This window comes from Streptomyces sp. MNU76 (genome assembly GCF_020982545.1).
Taxonomy (GTDB): Bacteria; Actinomycetota; Actinomycetes; order Streptomycetales; family Streptomycetaceae; genus Streptomyces.
On the sequence record NZ_JAJKLK010000001.1, the window covers coordinates 222,291 to 240,370 of the forward strand.

Sequence of the window (18,080 nt, forward strand, 5' to 3'; positions counted from 1 at the left end):
AGCCGGCGTTGGAAAGTGGCCGGCGGCTTCTCGTGCCCTCTCGATGGCCCGCGGTTTCTCGTGCCTCCGGCTCTCGAGTGAGCCGGTGGCTCCGCTGATCGAGCGGATATTCGGGTCTGATCCCGGGGCCTCGGGGCGTGGCGGGGCTTGTCGGGGCGGGTGGGTGGCATGGTCATGTGTTCATGCGACTGTGTACGTGCCTGACCCTTGCCCTCGCCGCCGCAGACGCGCTCGTCAGTGGTCCCGCGGCGGCGGCCACCGTGCCCGCGCCCGCGTCGGACGCCCTGCGGACCGGCTGCGTCGGTGACGACAGCGGCGCCTTCCCCATCCGGACCCGTATCCGCGGCGGCCCCACCACCTACGTCGCCGGCGGCGGCTTCCACACCTGGGCCGTGGAGCTCACCAACACCACCTCCCGGACCTGCGGCAACATCCACCCGGTCGTCGTGCTGGCCGACAGCGCGCGCACACTGAAGCGGAGCCAGCCGCAGCTGGAGTTCTACGACGACGCCGACGACACCACCCCCCGGCCGGTGACCTTCGAACGGACCGACGCGGACGAACTGGTCGGCGTTCTCGGCGGGGACGGGCACGGCGGCGGAACCGGCTTCACCGTGCTGCCCGGCCGCACCCTCGCCGTCAAGGTCCGCCTCTCCCTCACCTCCGACGCGACCGCGCCGAACGAGGTCGTGGCGAACGCGGCCGTCGTCGAGCGGCGCGGCGACGACGGCACGTGGGTGGGGGAGTCGAACGACTACCGCTTCCGGATCACCGACGAGAAGGAGGACGAGGAGGAGGACGAGGACGGGACGGAGGCCGGCCAGGACAGCGGCGGGGCGGCGAAGGAGAGGGGCGGCACGACGGCCGTACCGGACGAGCGGCGGCCGTACCCCGACGAACTGGCCGCCTCGGGCATGCGCGAGGCCCTCCCGTACGTCACCGGCCTCCTGCTCCTGGCCGCCGGCGGCCTACTGACGGCCACGGTCCGCAGACGGGCCCGCTGACGACACGAGACCGACACCCGCCCCCGACGTCCACCCGTGCATGGCGGCCACGGCCCCCACACCCCCGCTGACCTGAAGCGACCCCGGTCTCAGCGGCCAAGATCGGCCTCCTCTTTTCGGCCAGGGCTCACTAGGGTTGGGGCGACCCGGACGTACGGGCGACAGAAGCACGTGCGTACGGAGGTGCGGACGTACGGAGGTACGGACGTATGGCAGGTATCGACAGACGCCGGCAGGAGATCGCACATGGCAGAGCGCAAGCCCATCGAGTCGTGGCTCACCGACATGGACGGGGTGCTCATCCATGAGGGCGTGCCGATCCCCGGCGCCGACGCCTTCGTAAAGAAGCTCCGCGACTCCGGCCGCCCCTTCCTGGTGCTCACCAACAACTCGATCTACACCCCACGCGACCTGCACGCCCGCCTCTCCCGCATGGGCCTGGACGTGCCCGTGGAGAACATCTGGACCTCCGCCCTGGCGACCGCCCAGTTCCTGGACGACCAGCGGCCCGGCGGCACCGCGTACGTCATCGGCGAGGCGGGGCTGACGACCGCGCTGCACGACATCGGGTACGTCCTCACCGACCACGAGCCCGACTACGTCGTCCTGGGCGAGACCCGCACCTACTCCTTCGAGGCCATGACGAAGGCGGTCCGGCTGATCAACGGCGGCGCCCGTTTCATCGCCACCAACCCGGACGAGACCGGCCCCTCCACCGAGGGCCCGCTGCCCGCGACCGGGGCCGTGGCCGCGCTGATCACCCAGGCGACCGGGCAGAAGCCGTACTTCGCCGGCAAGCCGAACCCGCTGATGATGCGCACCGGGCTCAACGCGATCGGCGCGCACTCCGAGACCAGCGCGATGATCGGCGACCGTATGGACACCGACGTCCTCGCGGGCATCGAGGCCGGGATGGAGACCTTCCTCGTCCTCACCGGTCTGACCACGCCCGAGCAGATCGAGAAGTTTCCCTACCGCCCCTCGAAGGTCGTGAACTCGATCGCGGACCTCGTGGACCGTCTCTGAGCCCGGGTCGGCCGGTCGGCCGGCCGACCGCCCCGCGAGACCGCCGAGTGCCCGGCCCTTGGAATAAACCCCCTGACACCCGTACGGAGCAGTGGAGGTGCCTTCCCGGATGCGTCCCGGCGCCCGGCGGGGGAGTCTCTGGGGTGTCTGGAGGTTCACCATGGGCTCAGTGCGAGTCACTCTCTGTGCCGGGACGGTGGTCGCGGCGGCGCTCGCCGCGTCGGCACCCTCGGCCCACGCGACCGAACCGGGAAACACCTCGGGAAATGTCTCGGAGAACGTCTCGGTGGTGCCGGCCTCGCCGGTCCCGGGCACCGACATCCAGGTACGGGCCGGGGGCTGCGGCGGGCAGACCGGAACGGCCGTCTCGGCCGCGTTCGTCGCGGACGCGCGGCTCACCCAGCTCACCGGCAGGAGCCCCGGCACGCTCGCCGGGGAGACCCGCGTCCGCTCCTCGCTCGACCCCGGCACCTACGCGGTACGGATCACGTGCGACGGCAGGGAGGACAAGGTCACGGGGACGATCAAGGTCGGCGAAGGAAAGCCCACGACCGGCCTCAGACCCCCGACAGGTCTCAGACCCCCGACCGGCACCACACTCCCGTCGACGAGGCCGCCCGCGATCAAGCCGCCCGTGACCGGGCCGACCGCGACCGAAGCTCCGCCGGTGGCCGAGCGGCCCGCCGGTGAGCGCCCCGCCGACCGGCAGCCCTCGGCGCCCTCCTCCCCGATCGCCCCCGTCCGTGCGGGCGGTGGCGGAGCGGCCGCCCACCTCGCGGCTGCCGACCCGGTGGACGCGCGCGGCTCGGCCGACCCGGCCAACTCCTTGGACGACGCCCGGCACACCGGCCCCGGCGCCCGCCACGCGGTGGTCGGCCTGGTCCTCGCCGGCGTCGCGGCGGTGGCGGTCGTGGCGCGTGGTGCGCGCCGGGGCCGCGACCGCCGTACGGAATAGGGGGCCGTCGTGTCCGGACGGGACTATTCCGACAACGGCTACGACTACGGCGGCGTCGGCGAACGCGGTCTCGGCGGAGGGTCCGGCGGCGGGACCGGCCGGGTCGTCACCGGTGTCGCGTGGGCCGTACTGCTGCTCGGGCTGTGGCTGTGGGGCCGCGAGGTCACCGACGTACGGCAGGGCGGCTCCGCGCCGACCACCGGGGACGTGGCCGCCGTGGGACGGCCCGCCCAGGCCGAACTGCCGCCCGCCGCAGAGCCGTTGAAAGGCGCGCGGCCGCAGCGGCTGGACATCCCCTCGATGGGGGTGCAGGCGCCGGTCGTGGCGCGCGGCCTCGACCGGGACGGGGCGGTCGAGCCGCCGTCGTACGGTCAGCCGGGCGTCGTCGGCTGGTACGCGGGCGGCGCGCGGCCCGGCGCGACGGGGGCCGCGCTGTTCGTCGGGCACGTCGACACCGAGACCCGGCCGGCCGTCTTCTACAAGCTGAGCGCGCTGCGCGTCGGCGAGAAGATCCGGGTGGCCCGCAGCGACGGGCGGATGGCCGAGTTCACCGTGGACGACGTGCGGGTCATCGGCCGGGACGAGTTCGACGCCCGACAGGCCTACGGCGTACGGCAGTCCGGGCGCGCTGAACTCCGACTCGTCACCTGCGGCGGCACGTTCGACAAGGCGAGCCGCACCTACACGGCGAACGTCGTCGTCAACGCGTACCTCAGCGGCACGGGGCCGTGACCGACACGGATATGGGTCCGTCACGCCACTGTGGCGGGCGGGACTTTGACCGGAAAGCGATCAGTGCACAGCCCCCGGTGGTACGGAACCCCGGCACCTGCGAAGACACCGTGCTCCCGGCCCGGTCGGCGACCCGCTCCCCCCGGCGCCGCCGACCGGGGGCTGTTCGACCGCGACTCCATGGCGTGGGGGCGGCACCGGCCAGAGGCATCCAGAGGCTGTTTGACGCCAAGTCGACGGATCGTGGCTCTCTGTCATGGGGGCAGGTGGCGGCCGTGCGGGCGCGTTCCGGTGTGTGTGCTCCCGGCGGTGCCGTCGGGCGAATGGTGATGACCTCGTGGCCGAGGCGGGACTTATGTCAGGATTGGGGCTTACGACACGGTGCACCCAAGGGGGAGTTGGATGTACGGCGGTAGGGGGCCGGGGTTCGGGCGTGCGGGGCGGTGATGGGGTGGCGTTACTGCTCGCCGGCTGTTCCGGGGGAGACGACGGGGACGACGGCGACGGCGGGAAGGACCGGGCCTCCGGTTCCGGCATCACCCAACAGCCCAACGGCACGGACCCGTTCTGGGTCAACCCGGAGGGGAACGCGGCGGCGCAGGTCGCCGCCTACGAGAAGGCCGGCAAGGACAAGGACGCCAAGCTGATCCGCAGGATCGCCGAGCAGCCGACCGGCGAGTGGATCGGCCCGGAGAACCCGGAGCGGGAGGCCAAGGGCTTCACCGTCGCCGCGGAGGAGGCCGACCGGGACGCCGTGCTCGTCCTCTACAACATCCCGCACCGAGACTGCGGCCAGTACTCCGGCGGGGGCGCCGCCGACGGCGACGCGTACCGGGCGTGGATCGACGGCGTGGCCCGGGGCATCGGTGACCGCCCGGCCACGATCGTGCTGGAGCCGGACGCGGTGCTGCACGTGGTGGACGGCTGTACGCCGGAGGAGTTCCACGAGGAGCGGTACGACCTGCTGAAGGGTGCGATCGAGACGCTGGGCGGGCTGAAGAACACGAAGGTGTACCTGGACGCGGGCAACGCGGGCTGGGGCGACCCCGAGCAGATCTACGACCCCCTCAAGTGGGCCGGTGTCGAACAGGCCGACGGCTTCGCCGTCAACGTCTCGAACTTCTACACCACCGAGGACTCCATCGAGTACGGCAGGCAACTCTCCGCGAAGATCGGGGACAAGCCCTTCGTCATCGACACCAGCCGCAACGGCAACGGCCCTTGGAACGAGGGCGACGAGGACGAGCGCTGGTGCAATCCGCCGGGGCGGGCCCTCGGGGAGACCCCGACTACGAAGACCGCGGACCCTCTCGTGGACGCGTACCTCTGGGTCAAGCGCCCGGGGGAGTCGGACGGGGAGTGCAAGGGCGGGCCCAAGGCGGGCGAGTGGTGGCCGGAGTACGCGCTGGATCTGGCGAAGGCCTCCGACTGACCTCGCGCGGCTCCCCGCGCCCCTGAAAGCGAAAAGCACGGGGCGCAGCCCGTGCTTTTCAGGAGCGCGGGGAACTGCGCGACCAGCCCCCACGCACCCGCACCCGAAAACGGCGAAACCCAGCGGAGCGCTACGGCACCTTCACCCACCGAGCCTTGCTCGGCACCCCCGCGTCATCCGTGACGAACAGCATGTACCAGCCCGACTGCACCAGATTCCGGTTCTTCGGCACGGTCACCGTGATCTCGTCCCCGGTCACCTCGAAGTCCACCTCGATCGACTTCTGGTCCACGTCGGTCACATGCGTCGACGCGCTGGGCCGGATCAACCGCGCCGACTCGATCGACGACCCGTGCCGCGTCCCGAACGTCGCCTTCCCGCCGCGCGCCGCCGTCTTCGGCCCACCCGTCAATGTCGGCCGGGCGTCCTGGAAGAGGTACGGCGGCGTGTAGATCTCTATCCGCTGTTCGAACTCACCCGGCTTGGTGTTGGCCTTGTCGGCGTACAGGGAGTCGGATCCGAAGAAGACGACACGTCCGTCCGGCAGCAGGATCGACCCGGAGTGGTAGTTCCGGCCCACCAGCGGGTCGGCGACCCGTCGCATCCGGCCCGTCCGCGCGTCGTACAGCCGCGCTTCGAGGATGTTGGAGTCGCCGCGCCCCCGGTAGTCCTCCGAGCCGCCGGAGATGAGGACGGTGTCGTCGGGCAGGATCGAGGCCTGCGGGTACCGCGTGCCCTTCGCCAGCCGCGGCCCGTCCACGAACCGCGGCCGGTCGGCCAGCAGATCGATCACCCGGGTCCGCTTGCTGGACCGCTCCGACTCACCGACCCCGCCCCCGCCGATGACCATGTACCTCTCGTCCTGCGCCGGGGGCAGCAGCACGGTCCCGGCGGTCTCCAGCAGCTTGCTGTCGCTCATCCCGGGGACCTTGGTGAACTTGTTGGTCTTCAGATCCCAGATCCCGGGGTCGCGCCCGATGTCGTCCGGCCCGTACCCCGCGTTGGCGCCCGAGTAGAACAGCTTGCCGTTCTGCATCAGGGAGATCGCCGGGTAGGTCGGGAACTGCTGTTCGTCCCTCGTGTACGTCCACTTCTTCGTCCCGGGGTCGTAGATCTCGTTCTTGCCCGGGACCAGCTGTCCGATCTCGTCGAGGCCGGACAGCGACAGCACGGTGCCGTCCGACAGGGTCGTCAGCGTGGGGTACCAGCGCGCCTCGTTCATCGGGTCGACCTTGATGTACTTCTCGGCGACCGGATCGAACTCGTAGGCGTCCTTGATCCCCTGGAAGTCCTTCTTGTCGAGGGCGAGTTTCTGCGCGATGCCGTACGTGTTCCGCGCGTCCTCGCCCTTCAGACCGACGACCTTGTAGTTGTCCTCCGTCCCCGTCTCGTACCGCTTGCCGCTGCGCTCGGCCTCGACGTAGGCGCGGGCGATCCCCGGTTCGTTGCCGGTGAACTTGCCGGTGTCCGGATCGAAGGTCTTGACGGCCTTCTTCAGCTCGACGGTGTCCTTGAGGACGAAGGTCTTGCCGTTCGCCTTGCCGACGAACCGGGTCCCCGCCCTCAGCCTCATCCCCTTGTCGGGATTCTCGTTGTGGATGATCATCAGGCCGCCGGCCTTGGTGACATCGCCCTTCAGCTTCTCGTAGCGCTTGGTGCCGCCCGCGATCAGCAGATTGCCGTTGGACAGCTGGGTGTGACCCGTGCAGAACAGGTCGGCCGGGGTCGGCACCCGCTTGATCGTCTGCTTGACCGGGTCCCAGACACGGGTGTCGAACTTCTTCTTGTCGAAGTTCTCCGCGTCGTTGCCCGAGCCGGCGATCAGCAGGATCTTGCCGGTGTGCAACAGGGCGGCGTGGATGGTGTTCTGACGGTACTTCTCCGGGAACTCCACGATCTGCCAGTGCCCGTTGTCGGCCTTGTACTCGGGTCTGTTGATCTTGTACTCGTGGTACTTCTCGGTACTGAAGCGGTACACCCACGGCCCGTTCATCCCGGCGAGCGCGAGGACCACCGCCGCGCCGATCGCGAGGCGACGGGCACGGCGGCGGCCTGCACGGTCCTTCATTCCTTACGTCCCCCAAGTCCGCCCAGGGCGATCTGCATGGTCTGGTCGCTACCCCCGCCGCCCGACCCGGACGCCGCCCAGCTCGGCTTGTGCTGGGGAGCGTGCGGCGCGTGTGGAGCGTGCGGTGCGCGGGGTGGCGCGAACGGTGCGGGAGCCGCCTCGGGCGGCGCCACCATGGACCCCTGCAGTTCGGCCGCGGCGGCGGCCTTCTTCCGGTCCTGGCGCAGCATGTAGCGCCAGGCGAAGATGGGCAGGGCGGTGATCATCATGGCGAAGGTGGCCCAGATGATCATCGCGGGGTGCGCGTTGCCGAGGACGAACCCGGCGGCGATCGAGGCACCGAAGATGACGATGAAGTACCAGTGGTACCGGAAGGTGCCGAACCAGCGGTCAGGGCTCGCCGAGTCCCCCTTGGGCGTGACCACGAACTTGCTCTTGCGGCGCAGCGCCGAGTCGATCAGCGCCTTCGCGTAGAGCGGCGCCGACAGCGCGGACATCACCATGCCCGCCACACCGCCGGAGCCCTCCGGCTCGTGCGGGGAGACGTTGTGCCGGCGGTTCCAGACGTACAGGCCTATCTGGAGCGCGGAGGCGTTGCCGTAGAGCATCAGCCACACCACCGGGTCGATGTTCACGCCCGAGGCGCCGAGGCCCAGGAACAGGGCACAACTCAGCGCCGCCAGGATCCAGTTGAGCGCCGACATCGGGTAGAAGATGATCATCATCGTGTAGTTGAAGAGCTTGGTCGGCGGCAGTGAGTACCAGCCTTTCCAGTACTGCTTGAGGATCGTCTCGTACGTCCCGCGCGACCAGCGCATCTGCTGGGTGAAGAAGTCCGTCCAGGCGCTGGGCCCCTCACCGACCGCGAGGACGTCCGGGGTGTATACGGAACGCCACTTGCGGCCCGTCGCCGGGTTCTTGTGCCGGTGGATCTCGAAACCGGTGGCCATGTCCTCGGTGATCGAGTCGTACAGCCCGCCGATCTGCTTGAGCGCCTTGATCCGTACGGCGTTGGAGGTGCCGACGAACATGGGGGCCCCGTACTTGTTGCCGGCGCGCTGGATCAGCGCGTGGAACAGGAACTGCTGGGACTCGGCGGCCTTGGTGACGAAGTTGTCGTAGTTGCCGTACACCTGGGGGCCGATGACGAAGCCGATGTCCGGGTCCCGGAAGAAACCGAGCATCCGCTCCAGGTAGTTGGGCAGCGGGATGTGGTCGGTGTCGACCGAGGCGAAGAAGTCGTAGTCGTCGCCGTGCGCGTCGAGCCAGGCGTTGTAGTTGCCGTGCTTGGTCTTGGCGCGGTGCGGTCCCTTGGGCTGGTTCCACTTCGCGATGCCCTTGCGGGAGAAGTGGCGCACGCCCAGGCGCGCGCAGACCGCCTTCACGTCCGGGTCGTCGCCCTCGTCGAGCAGCCACACGTGCAGCAGTCCGCGGTGGCGCAGCCGCACCGCGGCCTCCAGGGTCTTCGTCACCATCTCCAGCGGCTCCTTGCCGGGCACGAAGGAGGTGAGGAAGGCGACTCGGGTGCCGGTCTCGGGCACCACCGGGATCGGGTCGCGGGCGACCAGGGTGGCGTGCGCGTTCGACAGCACGTTCATGCAGCGGAAGAACTCGATCAGGCCGATCGAGATCAGCATGACCAGGTCGAGGGCGGGCAGGAACTCGTACTCGACGTAGTCGCGCTTGGTCCAGTGCTCCTGTTGCAGCAGCCAGGCCAGCAGGACCAGGGAGAGCAGCGGCGCGGCGGCCAGCATCAGGGCGACCCTGAGGCGGTGCGGCTCCTGGGAGATCAGCGACCGGTACTGCACCCTGTAGGGCTTGGTCGGGTCGGGTTGGGTGAGCGGGCCGGCGAGCCGGCTGTAGTGCTCGTAGTCGTATCTCGGAAGTGTCTTCCTGAGCTTGCGCAGGGCTCCGGTGCGGTGTGACGGCACCTTGAGCCGGGTCGTATCGGATGGGTCGTGGTTGTGCCGGGCGCCCGTCGGCGTCGACGTCATGAGTCATCCCCCCGCACACACGTCGAGTGTGTGTTCGTCGGTCTTTCGTCCGAATCGGTCCCCCTCGACCGTTACGGACGCATCAGTGGGTCATCGTCACCATGTGATCTACACCATGGAGGCGCGGGACGAAGACCATCCGGTTGCATTGATGCCCCCTCGGCATCTTTTGTGCCTGAGCGTGTACGGTGCGCACCTCGTCGAGGGCCCCAGATCCCCACCCCAGGGCGCAAACCGCCCAAGGCTCCCCAACCGCCATGTATCCGCAGTCTCTTACGGCCCAGGGTTCTATGGTGTTCATCTTGATCGCAAGATGCGAAACACGGCGTTTACCGGTCATACGCGGTTATTGGGGCATGGGTGGAGGAACCGTGGGGAGTGGGCGGGGAGTGGGTGAGGAGTGCGCGGGGGTCGTGGGCGAGCGCCGGGGGTGATGCGCACATGCGGAGAGGCCCCTCGCGATTCATTCGCGAAGGGCCTCTCCGGTGGGTGCGCCGCCAGGGACTCGAACCCCGGACCCGCTGATTAAGAGTCAGCTGCTCTAACCAACTGAGCTAGCGGCGCGCGAGAAGAACTTTACCGGAGGGGCGGGGGTGCTCCCGACCACGCGCGCTCCGGCTGAACGGCCTGGACGCGGGCGCGAGGCGGCCGGGTACATCGTTTGGACCGTCAACATGCGACACGGGAGGACAGTTGCGAAACTGACGGGCGTGCAGAAGCGTGGAATTCTTCGGTCGGTTCGCGAGGGGAATCGTATGGGGACTCCGGTATTCGAGGAGGTCGATCCGGGAGCCGATTGTGAATGCCCCGGTTGTGTCCACTGGCGGCGGGTCATGCCGTACTCGACCCGGTACGCCCATCTGAGTCATCCGGCGGCCAGGACCGCCCGGAGCGCCCTCGTCGTGGCCACCGCCGCCGGTGCCGCACTCGGCGCGGGGCATGCTGTGCCGGCGGTCGCGGCGGTCCACGGCCCGACCGTCCCCGCTGCCGTTCCCGCAGGTGAGGACCCGAAGACCCCGCAGGGGAAGAAGGCGCCGCTGCACGGCCCCGGCGGGCGTCCGACGGGCGGGGACAAGCCGCTGAAGGGAGTGAGGACACCACCCATCACACGCGCCGAGATCATCGAACGGGCCAAGAAGTGGATCGCGGACGAGGTGCCGTACAGCATGCGTGAGTACTGGTCCGACGGTTATCGCCAGGACTGCTCGGGGTTCGTTTCCATGGCCTGGAACCTCCCCGGAAACGAATGGACGGGCAGCCTCGACAAGTTCGCGCAGCGGATTTCCAAGAACCGGCTGGAACCCGGCGACATTCTGCTCTTCCACAATCCGAAGGACCCGCAGCAGGGCTCGCACGTCGTGATCTTCGGCGGCTGGACGGACCGTGCGCGGACCCACTACATCGCCTACGAGTCGGCCCGCCCGTACGCCCGCAGGCAGGCCACGCCGTACGGGTACTGGAACAACGCGACCCGCTATGTGCCGTACCGCTACAAGGGGTTGGTGTCCGACGGCGCGGGTTCTCCGGACGACGAGACGGACGGCCTGAACGGCTCCGGCGGCTCCGGCGGCTCCACCGGCGGCGGTTCCGCCAGCGGCTCTGGCGGCGTCGAGGGCGTGGGCGCCGGCGCACCCGCCGCCCCGGGGGACGAGCCCGGCGCGAAGGGCGCCGCCGGGCCGTCCGCCGGGCATCGCTTCCCCGGCGCCGCCGCCTTCGGGCCCGGCGCGCGGAACAAGCACGTCGCCCGGCTGGGGCAGATGCTGGTGGCACGCGGCGGGGCCCGTTTCTACACCGGTGGCCCGGGACCGATCTGGTCGGACAGCGACCGCAGGGCCACCCGGGCGTTCCAGCGGGCGCAGGGCTGGTCCGGCCGGCACGCCGACGGGATTCCGGGGACGCTGACCTGGTCGTACCTGGTCACCGGGAGGGGCAGGGACATCCCGCCGGCGCCGGCCGGAAGCCCCGGCCCCCAGGGCGCACCGGCCGGTCGGCCCAGGCCGCCCGTGGTGCACCGCCCGACGGGGAGTGCGGGAGCACCGGACAGGCCGGGCCCGTCCGCCATGCCCGGCTCATCCCACAAGCCCGGTTCCCCCCACGATCCCGGCTCACCCCTCCGACCCGTCTCACCTCTCAAGCCCGGGTCGTCCGTGAGGCCCGGGTCGAGCCTCGGGCCCGGCTCGTCCACCATGCCCGGCTCGTCCGGGGGGCCCGTCGTGTCCGGTGCCCCGGACACCGTGGGCGCCCCCCTGACACCCGCCTCGCACGGTGTCCGCGGCTATCCGGGGCGCGGCATGTTCCGGCCGGGCGCGGACAACGCGTTCGTCACGCGGCTGGGGAAGCGGCTGGTCGAGAAGGGGTTCGGCAAGTTCTACACCTCGGGTCCGGGGCCGCGTTGGGGCGAGTCGGACCGTCGGAACGTGGAGGCGTTCCAGCGCGCCCAGGGGTGGCGGGGCGGCGCGGCGGACGGCTACCCGGGTCCGGAGACCTGGCGCCGCCTGTTCTCCTGATCTCCTGACCCTCGTTCCAGCCCTCTCGCCCCTCACCCCTCACCCCTCGCCCTTTCCCCTCACCGACTCTCACCACGGTTCTTCCTGCGCGGAGGCATGGAGGCACGTATGAGTACGACCACCTCACACACCCCGGAGCCCGAGGGGGCCGCGCGGCCCGCCCGGCTCATCCAGAACGAGACGACCACCGAGATCCCCGTCCACCTGCTGTTCCGTGACGACCCCGCCCCGGTCTGCGTACCGGTCACCCCCGCCGTCGTGGGCCGTCGGCGCGGCACCGGTGAGCAGCCGAGGGTGCGGCAGGGACCCGCGTCCATGAAGCCGCGTCCCACCGTCGAGGTCGACCCCGAACTGGCCGAGCGCCCGGCGCGGGTGGTGCCCGGGACGGTCGGAGTGCTGGGCGGGGCGTGCGGGATGGCCGGGTGTGTGCTCACCTCCTGGTGGGCCGGGGTGCTGCCGGGCCTCGCGGTACGGGCGCTCGGGCTGCCTGCCGCGTACGCGGGCGCCGGGCTCGGGCCGGCGCAGTGGGCCGCGTACGCGGGGGCCGGGGCGCTGACGATGTTCGGCTTCGGCGGGCTGGCCCGGGGACGGACCGGACGGGCCTGGGTGCTGGGGCTGTTCGGCCGGTACCGGGGGACGGTCCGCCGCACCGGACTGCTCTGGGTGAACCCGCTCGTGCTGCGCCGTCGCGTCGACGTACGGCTGCGGCACTGGCGGAGCGAGCCGATGGCGGCCGTCGACGCGAACGGGGTGGCGCTGCGGGTCGTCGTTCTCGTGGCATGGCGGGTCAGGGACACCGCGCGGGCCCTGCTCGGGATCGAGGACCACGAGCGGTATCTGCGCGAGTGCGTGGAGGCGGCGGTCTCCCGGGTGCTGTCGCAGTTGCCGGCGGACGTGGCGCCGGGCGCGCTGGTGCGGGACTCGACGCTGCGCAACACGGAGGCGGTGGGGGAGGCGCTGACCCGGCTGGTGGCGGCGGACACGGCGCCGGTCGGGATGGAGGTGTTCTCGGTCCAGCCGGTCCGGATCGAGTACGCGCCCGAGGTGGCCGCCGTGATGCAGCGCCGCCGGATCGCCGCGCTCGACGCCCAGCACCGGGACACCGTGCTCACCTCCGTCGTCGACTCCGTCGAGGACACGGTGACCCGGCTGACCGTGCGCGGTCTGGTCGAACTCGACGACTACGAGCGCAAGGCGCTGGTGAAGGACCTGACGGTGGCGTTCTATACAGGGCGCCGCGAAGTGTCCCCGTGAACCCCGGAATTGGTATGGACATGTTCAATCCGCACCCATAATCTGGGACTTGGTCTAGACCTGGAAACACCCCCACGTACTCCAGGGAGCGGCAGCATGCGCACACGCACGCACAGCAGGACCAAGTGGTATGCCGTCGGGGTCGGCCTCGCCACCACCGGAGCGCTCGTCCTCTCCAGTGGTGGCGCCACCGGCCACGGCTACACCGACCTTCCCGTCAGCCGGCAGAAGCTCTGTCAGAACGGCACCGTGACCAACTGCGGCGACATCCAGTGGGAGCCGCAGAGCGTCGAGGGGCCGAAGGGCTTCCCGGGCTCAGGGCCGGCTGACGGCCAGATCTGCTCCGGCGGCAACAGCAGGTTCAACCAGCTCAACGCGTCCACGAAGCCGGGCGGCGGCGCCTGGCCCACCACCAGGGTGACGGGAGGTCAGAACTACACGTTTCGCTGGCAGTTCACGGCCATGCACGCCACCACCGACTTCAAGTACTACGTCACCAAGGCGGGCTGGAACCAGAACCACGCCCTGGCCCGCTCCGACCTCAACCTGACCCCGTTCTTCACCGTCCCCTACAACGGTCAGCGCCCCCCGTCCACGCTCTCCCACACGGGACGCCTGCCGTCCGGGCTGAGCGGCCGCCATGTGATCGTCGCCGTCTGGACGATCGCCGACACCACCAACGCGTTCTACGCCTGCTCGGACGTCACCTTCTGAGCGGCTTCCCCACCGGCCCCGCCAGTTCTGAGGATCCCTTGAGCTGCGCGGGGCCCCCGCCTGGGTACGTTCCCCACGTGCCGCCGACCAGGGCGGCCGCCGAACCCCGGGGGAACCACCATGGACGTCTTCTTCTACCTCATTCCCGTGGTCATCATGAGCGTCATCGCCTTCATGGCGTACGGCGTGCTGCGCCGCTGGCTGCGGATCCGCCGCGCCTGGAACAGCGGACTGACGGCCGAGGCGCGCTGTCTGAAGGCGTTCACGACGGTCAGCAAGGGCGCGGGGGATCACAGCTCGGTGCACACCACGATCCACCACGTGTACGAGTTCAGCACCCATGACGGCCGCTCGATCCGGTTCGAGGAGGAGGGTGGGCCCCTGACGACGGTCGAGGGCGACTTCGTCACCGTCCACTACACCGACGGCCCGAACGTGGTGGCCACCGCCCACGCCCCCGGCGAGCGGGTCAAGCACGCCGCGGCCGGCCTCGGCATCCTGGCCTTCCTCGGGGTCGCCTTCGCGTTCTGTGTCTTCTTCATGGTCACCTACCACCAGTTCTCGACGGACCCCTCGTTCCCGACGCCGTGACCCTCCTCAACTGACGGCATGTCAACTACCGTGCGCCGACATGGAGTCCACGAGGCGCACGGTCGCACAGCTCGTCGCCGACCGGTGGGGCGACCACCGGCCCGGGCTGTGGTTCGAGGAACAGGTCCTGACCCACCACGAGGTCACCGCCGCGGCCGCCGCCCGCGCGGCCCTGCTCGCCGACCTCCTGCCACCGAACGCCCATCCGCACATCGGCGTCCTCCTCGACAACACCCCTGAGTTCGCGCTCTGGTTGAGCGCGGCGGCCCTGGCGGGCGCCGCAGTCGCCGGTGTCAACCCCACCCGGCGGGGCCCCGAACTGGCCCGCGACATCCTGCACACCGAGTGCCGCCTGCTGATCACCGAACGGGCCCACCTCCCGCTCCTCGACGGCCTCGAACTCCCCGGCGTACGCGTCCTGGTGACGGACACCGAGCCCTACGCCGACCTCCTCGCCCCGTACGCGGGCGCCGAGCCCGACCCCACCCGGGCCACCCCGCCGACCGTCTCCTCCTCTACTTCACCTCCGGTTCCACCGGCGCGCCCAAGGCCGCGATCTGCTCCCAGGGGCGGCTCGCGGCGGCCGGACGGGCACTGGTGGACCGCTTCGGGGTACGGCGGGACGACGTGCACTACGTCTGCATGCCGATGTTCCACGGCAACGCGGTCATCGCCGACTGGGCCCCCGCCCTGGTCGCCGGGGCCGGTGTCGCCCTGCGCCGCCGGTTCTCCGCCTCCGGCTTCCTGGACGACGTACGGGCCTACCGGGCCACATACTTCACCTACGTCGGCCGGGCCGTGCAGTACCTCCTCGCCACCGAGCCCCGCCCCGACGACCGGGACACCCCGCTGCGCATGGGCTTCGGCACGGAGGCGGGCGCGGTGGACGCGGCGGCGTTCGAGGAACGGTTCGGGGTACGGCTGGTGGAGGGGTACGGGTCGTCCGAGGGCGGGGCGGCGATCCAGCGCACGCCCGGGGCGCCGCCGGGCGCGATCGGACGGGCGGCACCCGGCGACGACCTCGCGGTGGTGGACCCCGAGACCCGGAAGGAGTGCCCGCCGGCTCTCTTCGGCGACGACGGCCGACTGCTCAACGGCACCGACGCGATAGGGGAGTTGGTCAACCGGGGCCCCAACCCCTTCGAGGGCTACTGGCGCAACCCGGAGGCGGACGCCGCCCGCTGCCACGACGGCTGGTACTGGACCGGCGACCTCTTCTACCGCGACACCGACGGCTTCCTCTACTTCGCAGGCCGCACCGACGACCGCCTCCGCGTCGACAGCGAGAACCTCGCCGCCGCCGTCATCGAGAACATCCTCGCCCGCTACGAGGGCGCCGAGGCCGTCGCCGTGTACGCGGTCCCCGACCCGGTCGCCGGGGACCAGGTCATGGCCACCGTCGCCGGCACCTTCGACCCCTGCCGCTTCGCCGAGTTCCTGCTGTCCCAGCCCGACCTGGGCACGAAGATGACCCCGCGCTTCGTCCGGGTCGTCCGGTCCATGCCGGTCACCGCCACCAACAAGATCCAGCGCGCCACCCTCCGCCGCGAGGGCTTCCGCTGCCCCGACCCGGTCTGGTGGCGCCCGCCCGGGAAGTGGGCGTACCGCAAGTTCTCGGCGGTGGACCTCGCGCGACTGGTGACGGAGTACCGGGCGCGCGGACGGGAGGACCTGCTGACGAGGTAGGGCCGGCCCTACCTCCGGAACACCACCTGGGCGTATGGCCGCCGCCGGCAGCCCCCGCCTACCGTGACCCCATGATCCGAACGGTCGTACGGGATGCGCCGCGCGCGGTGGCCTACCTGCTGAGCGGTGTCCTCGTCGGCACCACGCTGCTGGTGGTGCTCCTGGTCCTGGGCACCCTCGGCCTCGCCCTGGCCCCCGTCCTCGTGGGCCTGCCGCTGCTCGCCGTGGCCGTCCTGTCGGGCATCCCCGTCGGCGCCCTCGAACGACGACGGCTCGCCCTCACCCGCACCCCGCCGCCGCCCGACCCGCACGCCACCCCGGCCGAGCCCGGTCTCGCGGCCTGGGCCCGGCTGCGGCTGACCGAGCGGTCCACCTGGCGTGAGCTGGCGTACACCGCCCTGCTCGCGTTCGTGCTGTGGCCGCTGGACGTGGTCGTGCTGTTCGTCGCGCCGGCCGTGCCCGCGGCGATGGTCGCGGCACCCGTGCAACTGGCGACGACCAGCAGCGTCAGCGGTGACGCGCGCATCGCCAAGCTCTGGCTGATCGACTCCTACGGCCAGGCCCTGCTGTGCACGGCCGCCGGAGTCGTCCTCCTCCTCGCGCTGCTGTGGCCCCTGGTCCGCTACGCCCGACTGCGCGCCGCGCTCGCCCGGCTGCTGCTCGCGCCGAGCGAGGCGGAGGCGGAACGCCGCCTGGGCGAGGTGATCCGGTCGCGGGCGCGACTGGTGGCCGCCTTCGAGGCGGAACGGCGCCGCATCGAGCGGGACCTGCACGACGGGGCCCAGCAGCGGCTCGTGTCCCTGAGCATGACCCTGGGCCTGGCCCGGCTCGACGCCCCGCCCGCCCTGGCCGACCGGCTCGCCGCCGCCCACCGGGAGGCCGACCGGGTCCTCGGCGAACTACGGGAGTTGATCCACGGCATCCATCCCCAGGTGCTGGCCGACTACGGCCTCCCGGACGCCCTCGCCGACGCGGCCGACCGGTCCGCCGTCCCGGTGGAACTGGACGTGGACCTGCCCCGCTTCGCCGAGTCCGTGGAATCGGCCGCCTACTTCGCCGTCCGCGAGGCGCTCGCCAACATCGGCCGCCACAGCGGGGCGGAGCGCGCGTGGATCACCGGGCGGCACACCGACGGACGGCTGCGGGTGGAGGTGCGCGACGACGGCACGGGCGGCGCCGACCCCGCACGCGGCACGGGGCTCACCGGGCTCGCCGACCGGCTCGCCGTGCTCGATGGGACACTGACCGTCCGCAGCCCGGCCGGCGGCCCGACCGTCCTGTCCCTGGAGATCCCGTGCCCGCAGCGCTGAAGATCGTGCTCGCCGAGGACAGCGTGCTGCTGCGGGAAGGGCTGGTCGGCGTCCTGACCCGCTTCGGCCACGAGGTCGTCGCGGCGGTCGGGGACGCGGAGTCGCTGGTCGCGGCCGTGCGGTCGTACGCCCCCGACCTGGTCGTCACCGACGTACGCATGCCGCCCGGCCTCACCGACGAGGGCCTGCGCGCCGCGCTCGCACTCCGCACGGCGAACCCCGCCCTGCCGGTCCTCGTCCTCAGCCAGTACGTCCAACGGGCCTACGCCGCAGACCTGTTGGACACCGGGGACGGCACCGGCGTCGGCTATCTGCTCAAGGACCGCATCGGCCAGGTCGAACAGTTCGCGGAGGCGGTGGAGCGGGTCGCGGCCGGCGGCACGGTCGTCGACCCCGAGGTCGTACGGCAGCTGCTGCGGCGTCGGCGTGATCCGCTGGCGGCGCTCACCCCGCGCGAGCGGGAGGTGCTGGCGCTGGTCGCCGAGGGGAAGTCGAACGGGGCGATCGCCCGCGACCTGGTCGTCACCGAGGCGGCCGTCGGCAAGCACATCGGCAACATCCTGGGCAAGCTGGACCTGCCGCCGGCGGAGGACACGCATCGGCGGGTGCTGGCCGTCCTCGCCTACCTGCGCGCGTAACGCGGAAGGCCCCTCGCCGAAGCGAGGGGCCTTCCTTCTGTGCGCCGCCAGGGACTCGAACCCCGGACCCGCTGATTAAGAGTCAGCTGCTCTAACCAACTGAGCTAGCGGCGCAGACTCCGTCGCTCTTCCGCTTTCGCGGCTGGCGACAGAGAAAATACTACCTGGT

The 18,080-nt window shown here is 71.1% G+C and carries 13 protein-coding genes, 2 tRNA genes and 1 pseudogene; 12 read left to right on the top strand and 4 right to left on the bottom strand.

Translation table 11 applies throughout. The features are described 5' to 3' along the window. Positions 1-182: 182 nt before the first annotated feature. From E4N62_RS00965 to E4N62_RS00985, 5 genes are all read left to right on the top strand, one after another. Positions 183-1,004, top strand: a complete 822-nt coding sequence (locus E4N62_RS00965) for a cell wall protein (RefSeq protein WP_230211498.1) — start codon at positions 183-185, stop codon at positions 1,002-1,004. A gap of 246 nt (positions 1,005-1,250) precedes the next feature. Continuing rightward, on the top strand, positions 1,251-2,030 hold the full coding sequence (locus E4N62_RS00970) for an HAD-IIA family hydrolase (protein ID WP_230211499.1): 780 nt from the start codon (positions 1,251-1,253) through the stop codon (positions 2,028-2,030). Positions 2,031-2,190: 160 nt separating this feature from the next. After that, positions 2,191-2,985, top strand: a complete 795-nt coding sequence (locus E4N62_RS00975) for a hypothetical protein (RefSeq protein WP_230211500.1) — start codon at positions 2,191-2,193, stop codon at positions 2,983-2,985. Between the two features lie 9 nt (positions 2,986-2,994). Continuing rightward, a complete protein-coding gene (locus E4N62_RS00980; protein WP_230211501.1) occupies positions 2,995-3,717 on the top strand; it encodes a class F sortase in 723 nt (240 codons plus the stop codon). 355 nt (positions 3,718-4,072) lie between these two features. Beyond that, on the top strand, positions 4,073-5,149 hold the full coding sequence (locus tag E4N62_RS00985; protein WP_374116898.1) for a glycoside hydrolase family 6 protein: 1,077 nt from the start codon (positions 4,073-4,075) through the stop codon (positions 5,147-5,149). A 130-nt stretch (positions 5,150-5,279) separates the two neighbouring features. Here E4N62_RS00985 and E4N62_RS00990 read toward each other — a convergent pair whose 3' ends face one another. The 3 genes from E4N62_RS00990 to E4N62_RS01000 form a co-directional block, all read right to left on the bottom strand. Then, entirely contained in the window at positions 5,280-7,217 is a 1,938-nt protein-coding gene (locus tag E4N62_RS00990) for a kelch motif-containing protein (protein ID WP_230211503.1), read from the bottom strand. After that, on the bottom strand, positions 7,214-9,211 hold the full coding sequence (locus E4N62_RS00995; protein WP_230211504.1) for a glycosyltransferase family 2 protein: 1,998 nt from the start codon (positions 9,209-9,211) through the stop codon (positions 7,214-7,216). Before E4N62_RS00995 ends, E4N62_RS00990 begins: the two co-directional genes overlap by 4 nt. 490 nt (positions 9,212-9,701) lie before the next feature. Next, positions 9,702-9,775 (bottom strand) — tRNA-Lys (locus tag E4N62_RS01000). 269 nt (positions 9,776-10,044) lie between these two features. On the opposite strand from E4N62_RS01000, the gene E4N62_RS01005 reads away from it, so the two are divergent. The 7 genes and pseudogenes from E4N62_RS01005 (at position 10,045) to E4N62_RS01035 (ending at position 17,911) form a co-directional block, all read left to right on the top strand. Next, positions 10,045-11,718, top strand: a complete 1,674-nt coding sequence (locus E4N62_RS01005; RefSeq protein WP_230211505.1) for a peptidoglycan-binding protein — start codon at positions 10,045-10,047, stop codon at positions 11,716-11,718. 108 nt (positions 11,719-11,826) lie between these two features. Further along, positions 11,827-12,972 carry an SPFH domain-containing protein gene (locus E4N62_RS01010; protein ID WP_230211506.1) on the top strand — a complete coding sequence of 382 codons (1,146 nt, stop codon included), beginning with the start codon at positions 11,827-11,829 and terminating at the stop codon, positions 12,970-12,972. A 96-nt stretch (positions 12,973-13,068) separates the two neighbouring features. Continuing rightward, positions 13,069-13,686, top strand: a complete 618-nt coding sequence (locus E4N62_RS01015) for a lytic polysaccharide monooxygenase (protein WP_230211507.1) — start codon at positions 13,069-13,071, stop codon at positions 13,684-13,686. A gap of 120 nt (positions 13,687-13,806) precedes the next feature. Further along, a complete protein-coding gene (locus tag E4N62_RS01020) occupies positions 13,807-14,277 on the top strand; it encodes a DUF3592 domain-containing protein (protein WP_230211508.1) in 471 nt (156 codons plus the stop codon). 40 nt (positions 14,278-14,317) lie between these two features. Further along, positions 14,318-15,963: pseudogene (locus tag E4N62_RS01025) on the top strand (long-chain-fatty-acid--CoA ligase). 71 nt (positions 15,964-16,034) lie between these two features. After that, positions 16,035-17,273 carry a sensor histidine kinase gene (locus E4N62_RS01030; RefSeq protein ID WP_230211509.1) on the top strand — a complete coding sequence of 413 codons (1,239 nt, stop codon included), beginning with the start codon at positions 16,035-16,037 and terminating at the stop codon, positions 17,271-17,273. Further along, a complete protein-coding gene (locus E4N62_RS01035) occupies positions 17,258-17,911 on the top strand; it encodes a response regulator transcription factor (protein WP_230211510.1) in 654 nt (217 codons plus the stop codon). The genes E4N62_RS01030 and E4N62_RS01035 overlap by 16 nt, the downstream gene beginning before the upstream one ends. A 40-nt stretch (positions 17,912-17,951) precedes the next feature. Here E4N62_RS01035 and E4N62_RS01040 read toward each other — a convergent pair. Then, positions 17,952-18,025: transfer RNA gene (locus tag E4N62_RS01040), tRNA-Lys, on the bottom strand. Positions 18,026-18,080 lie beyond the last annotated feature (55 nt).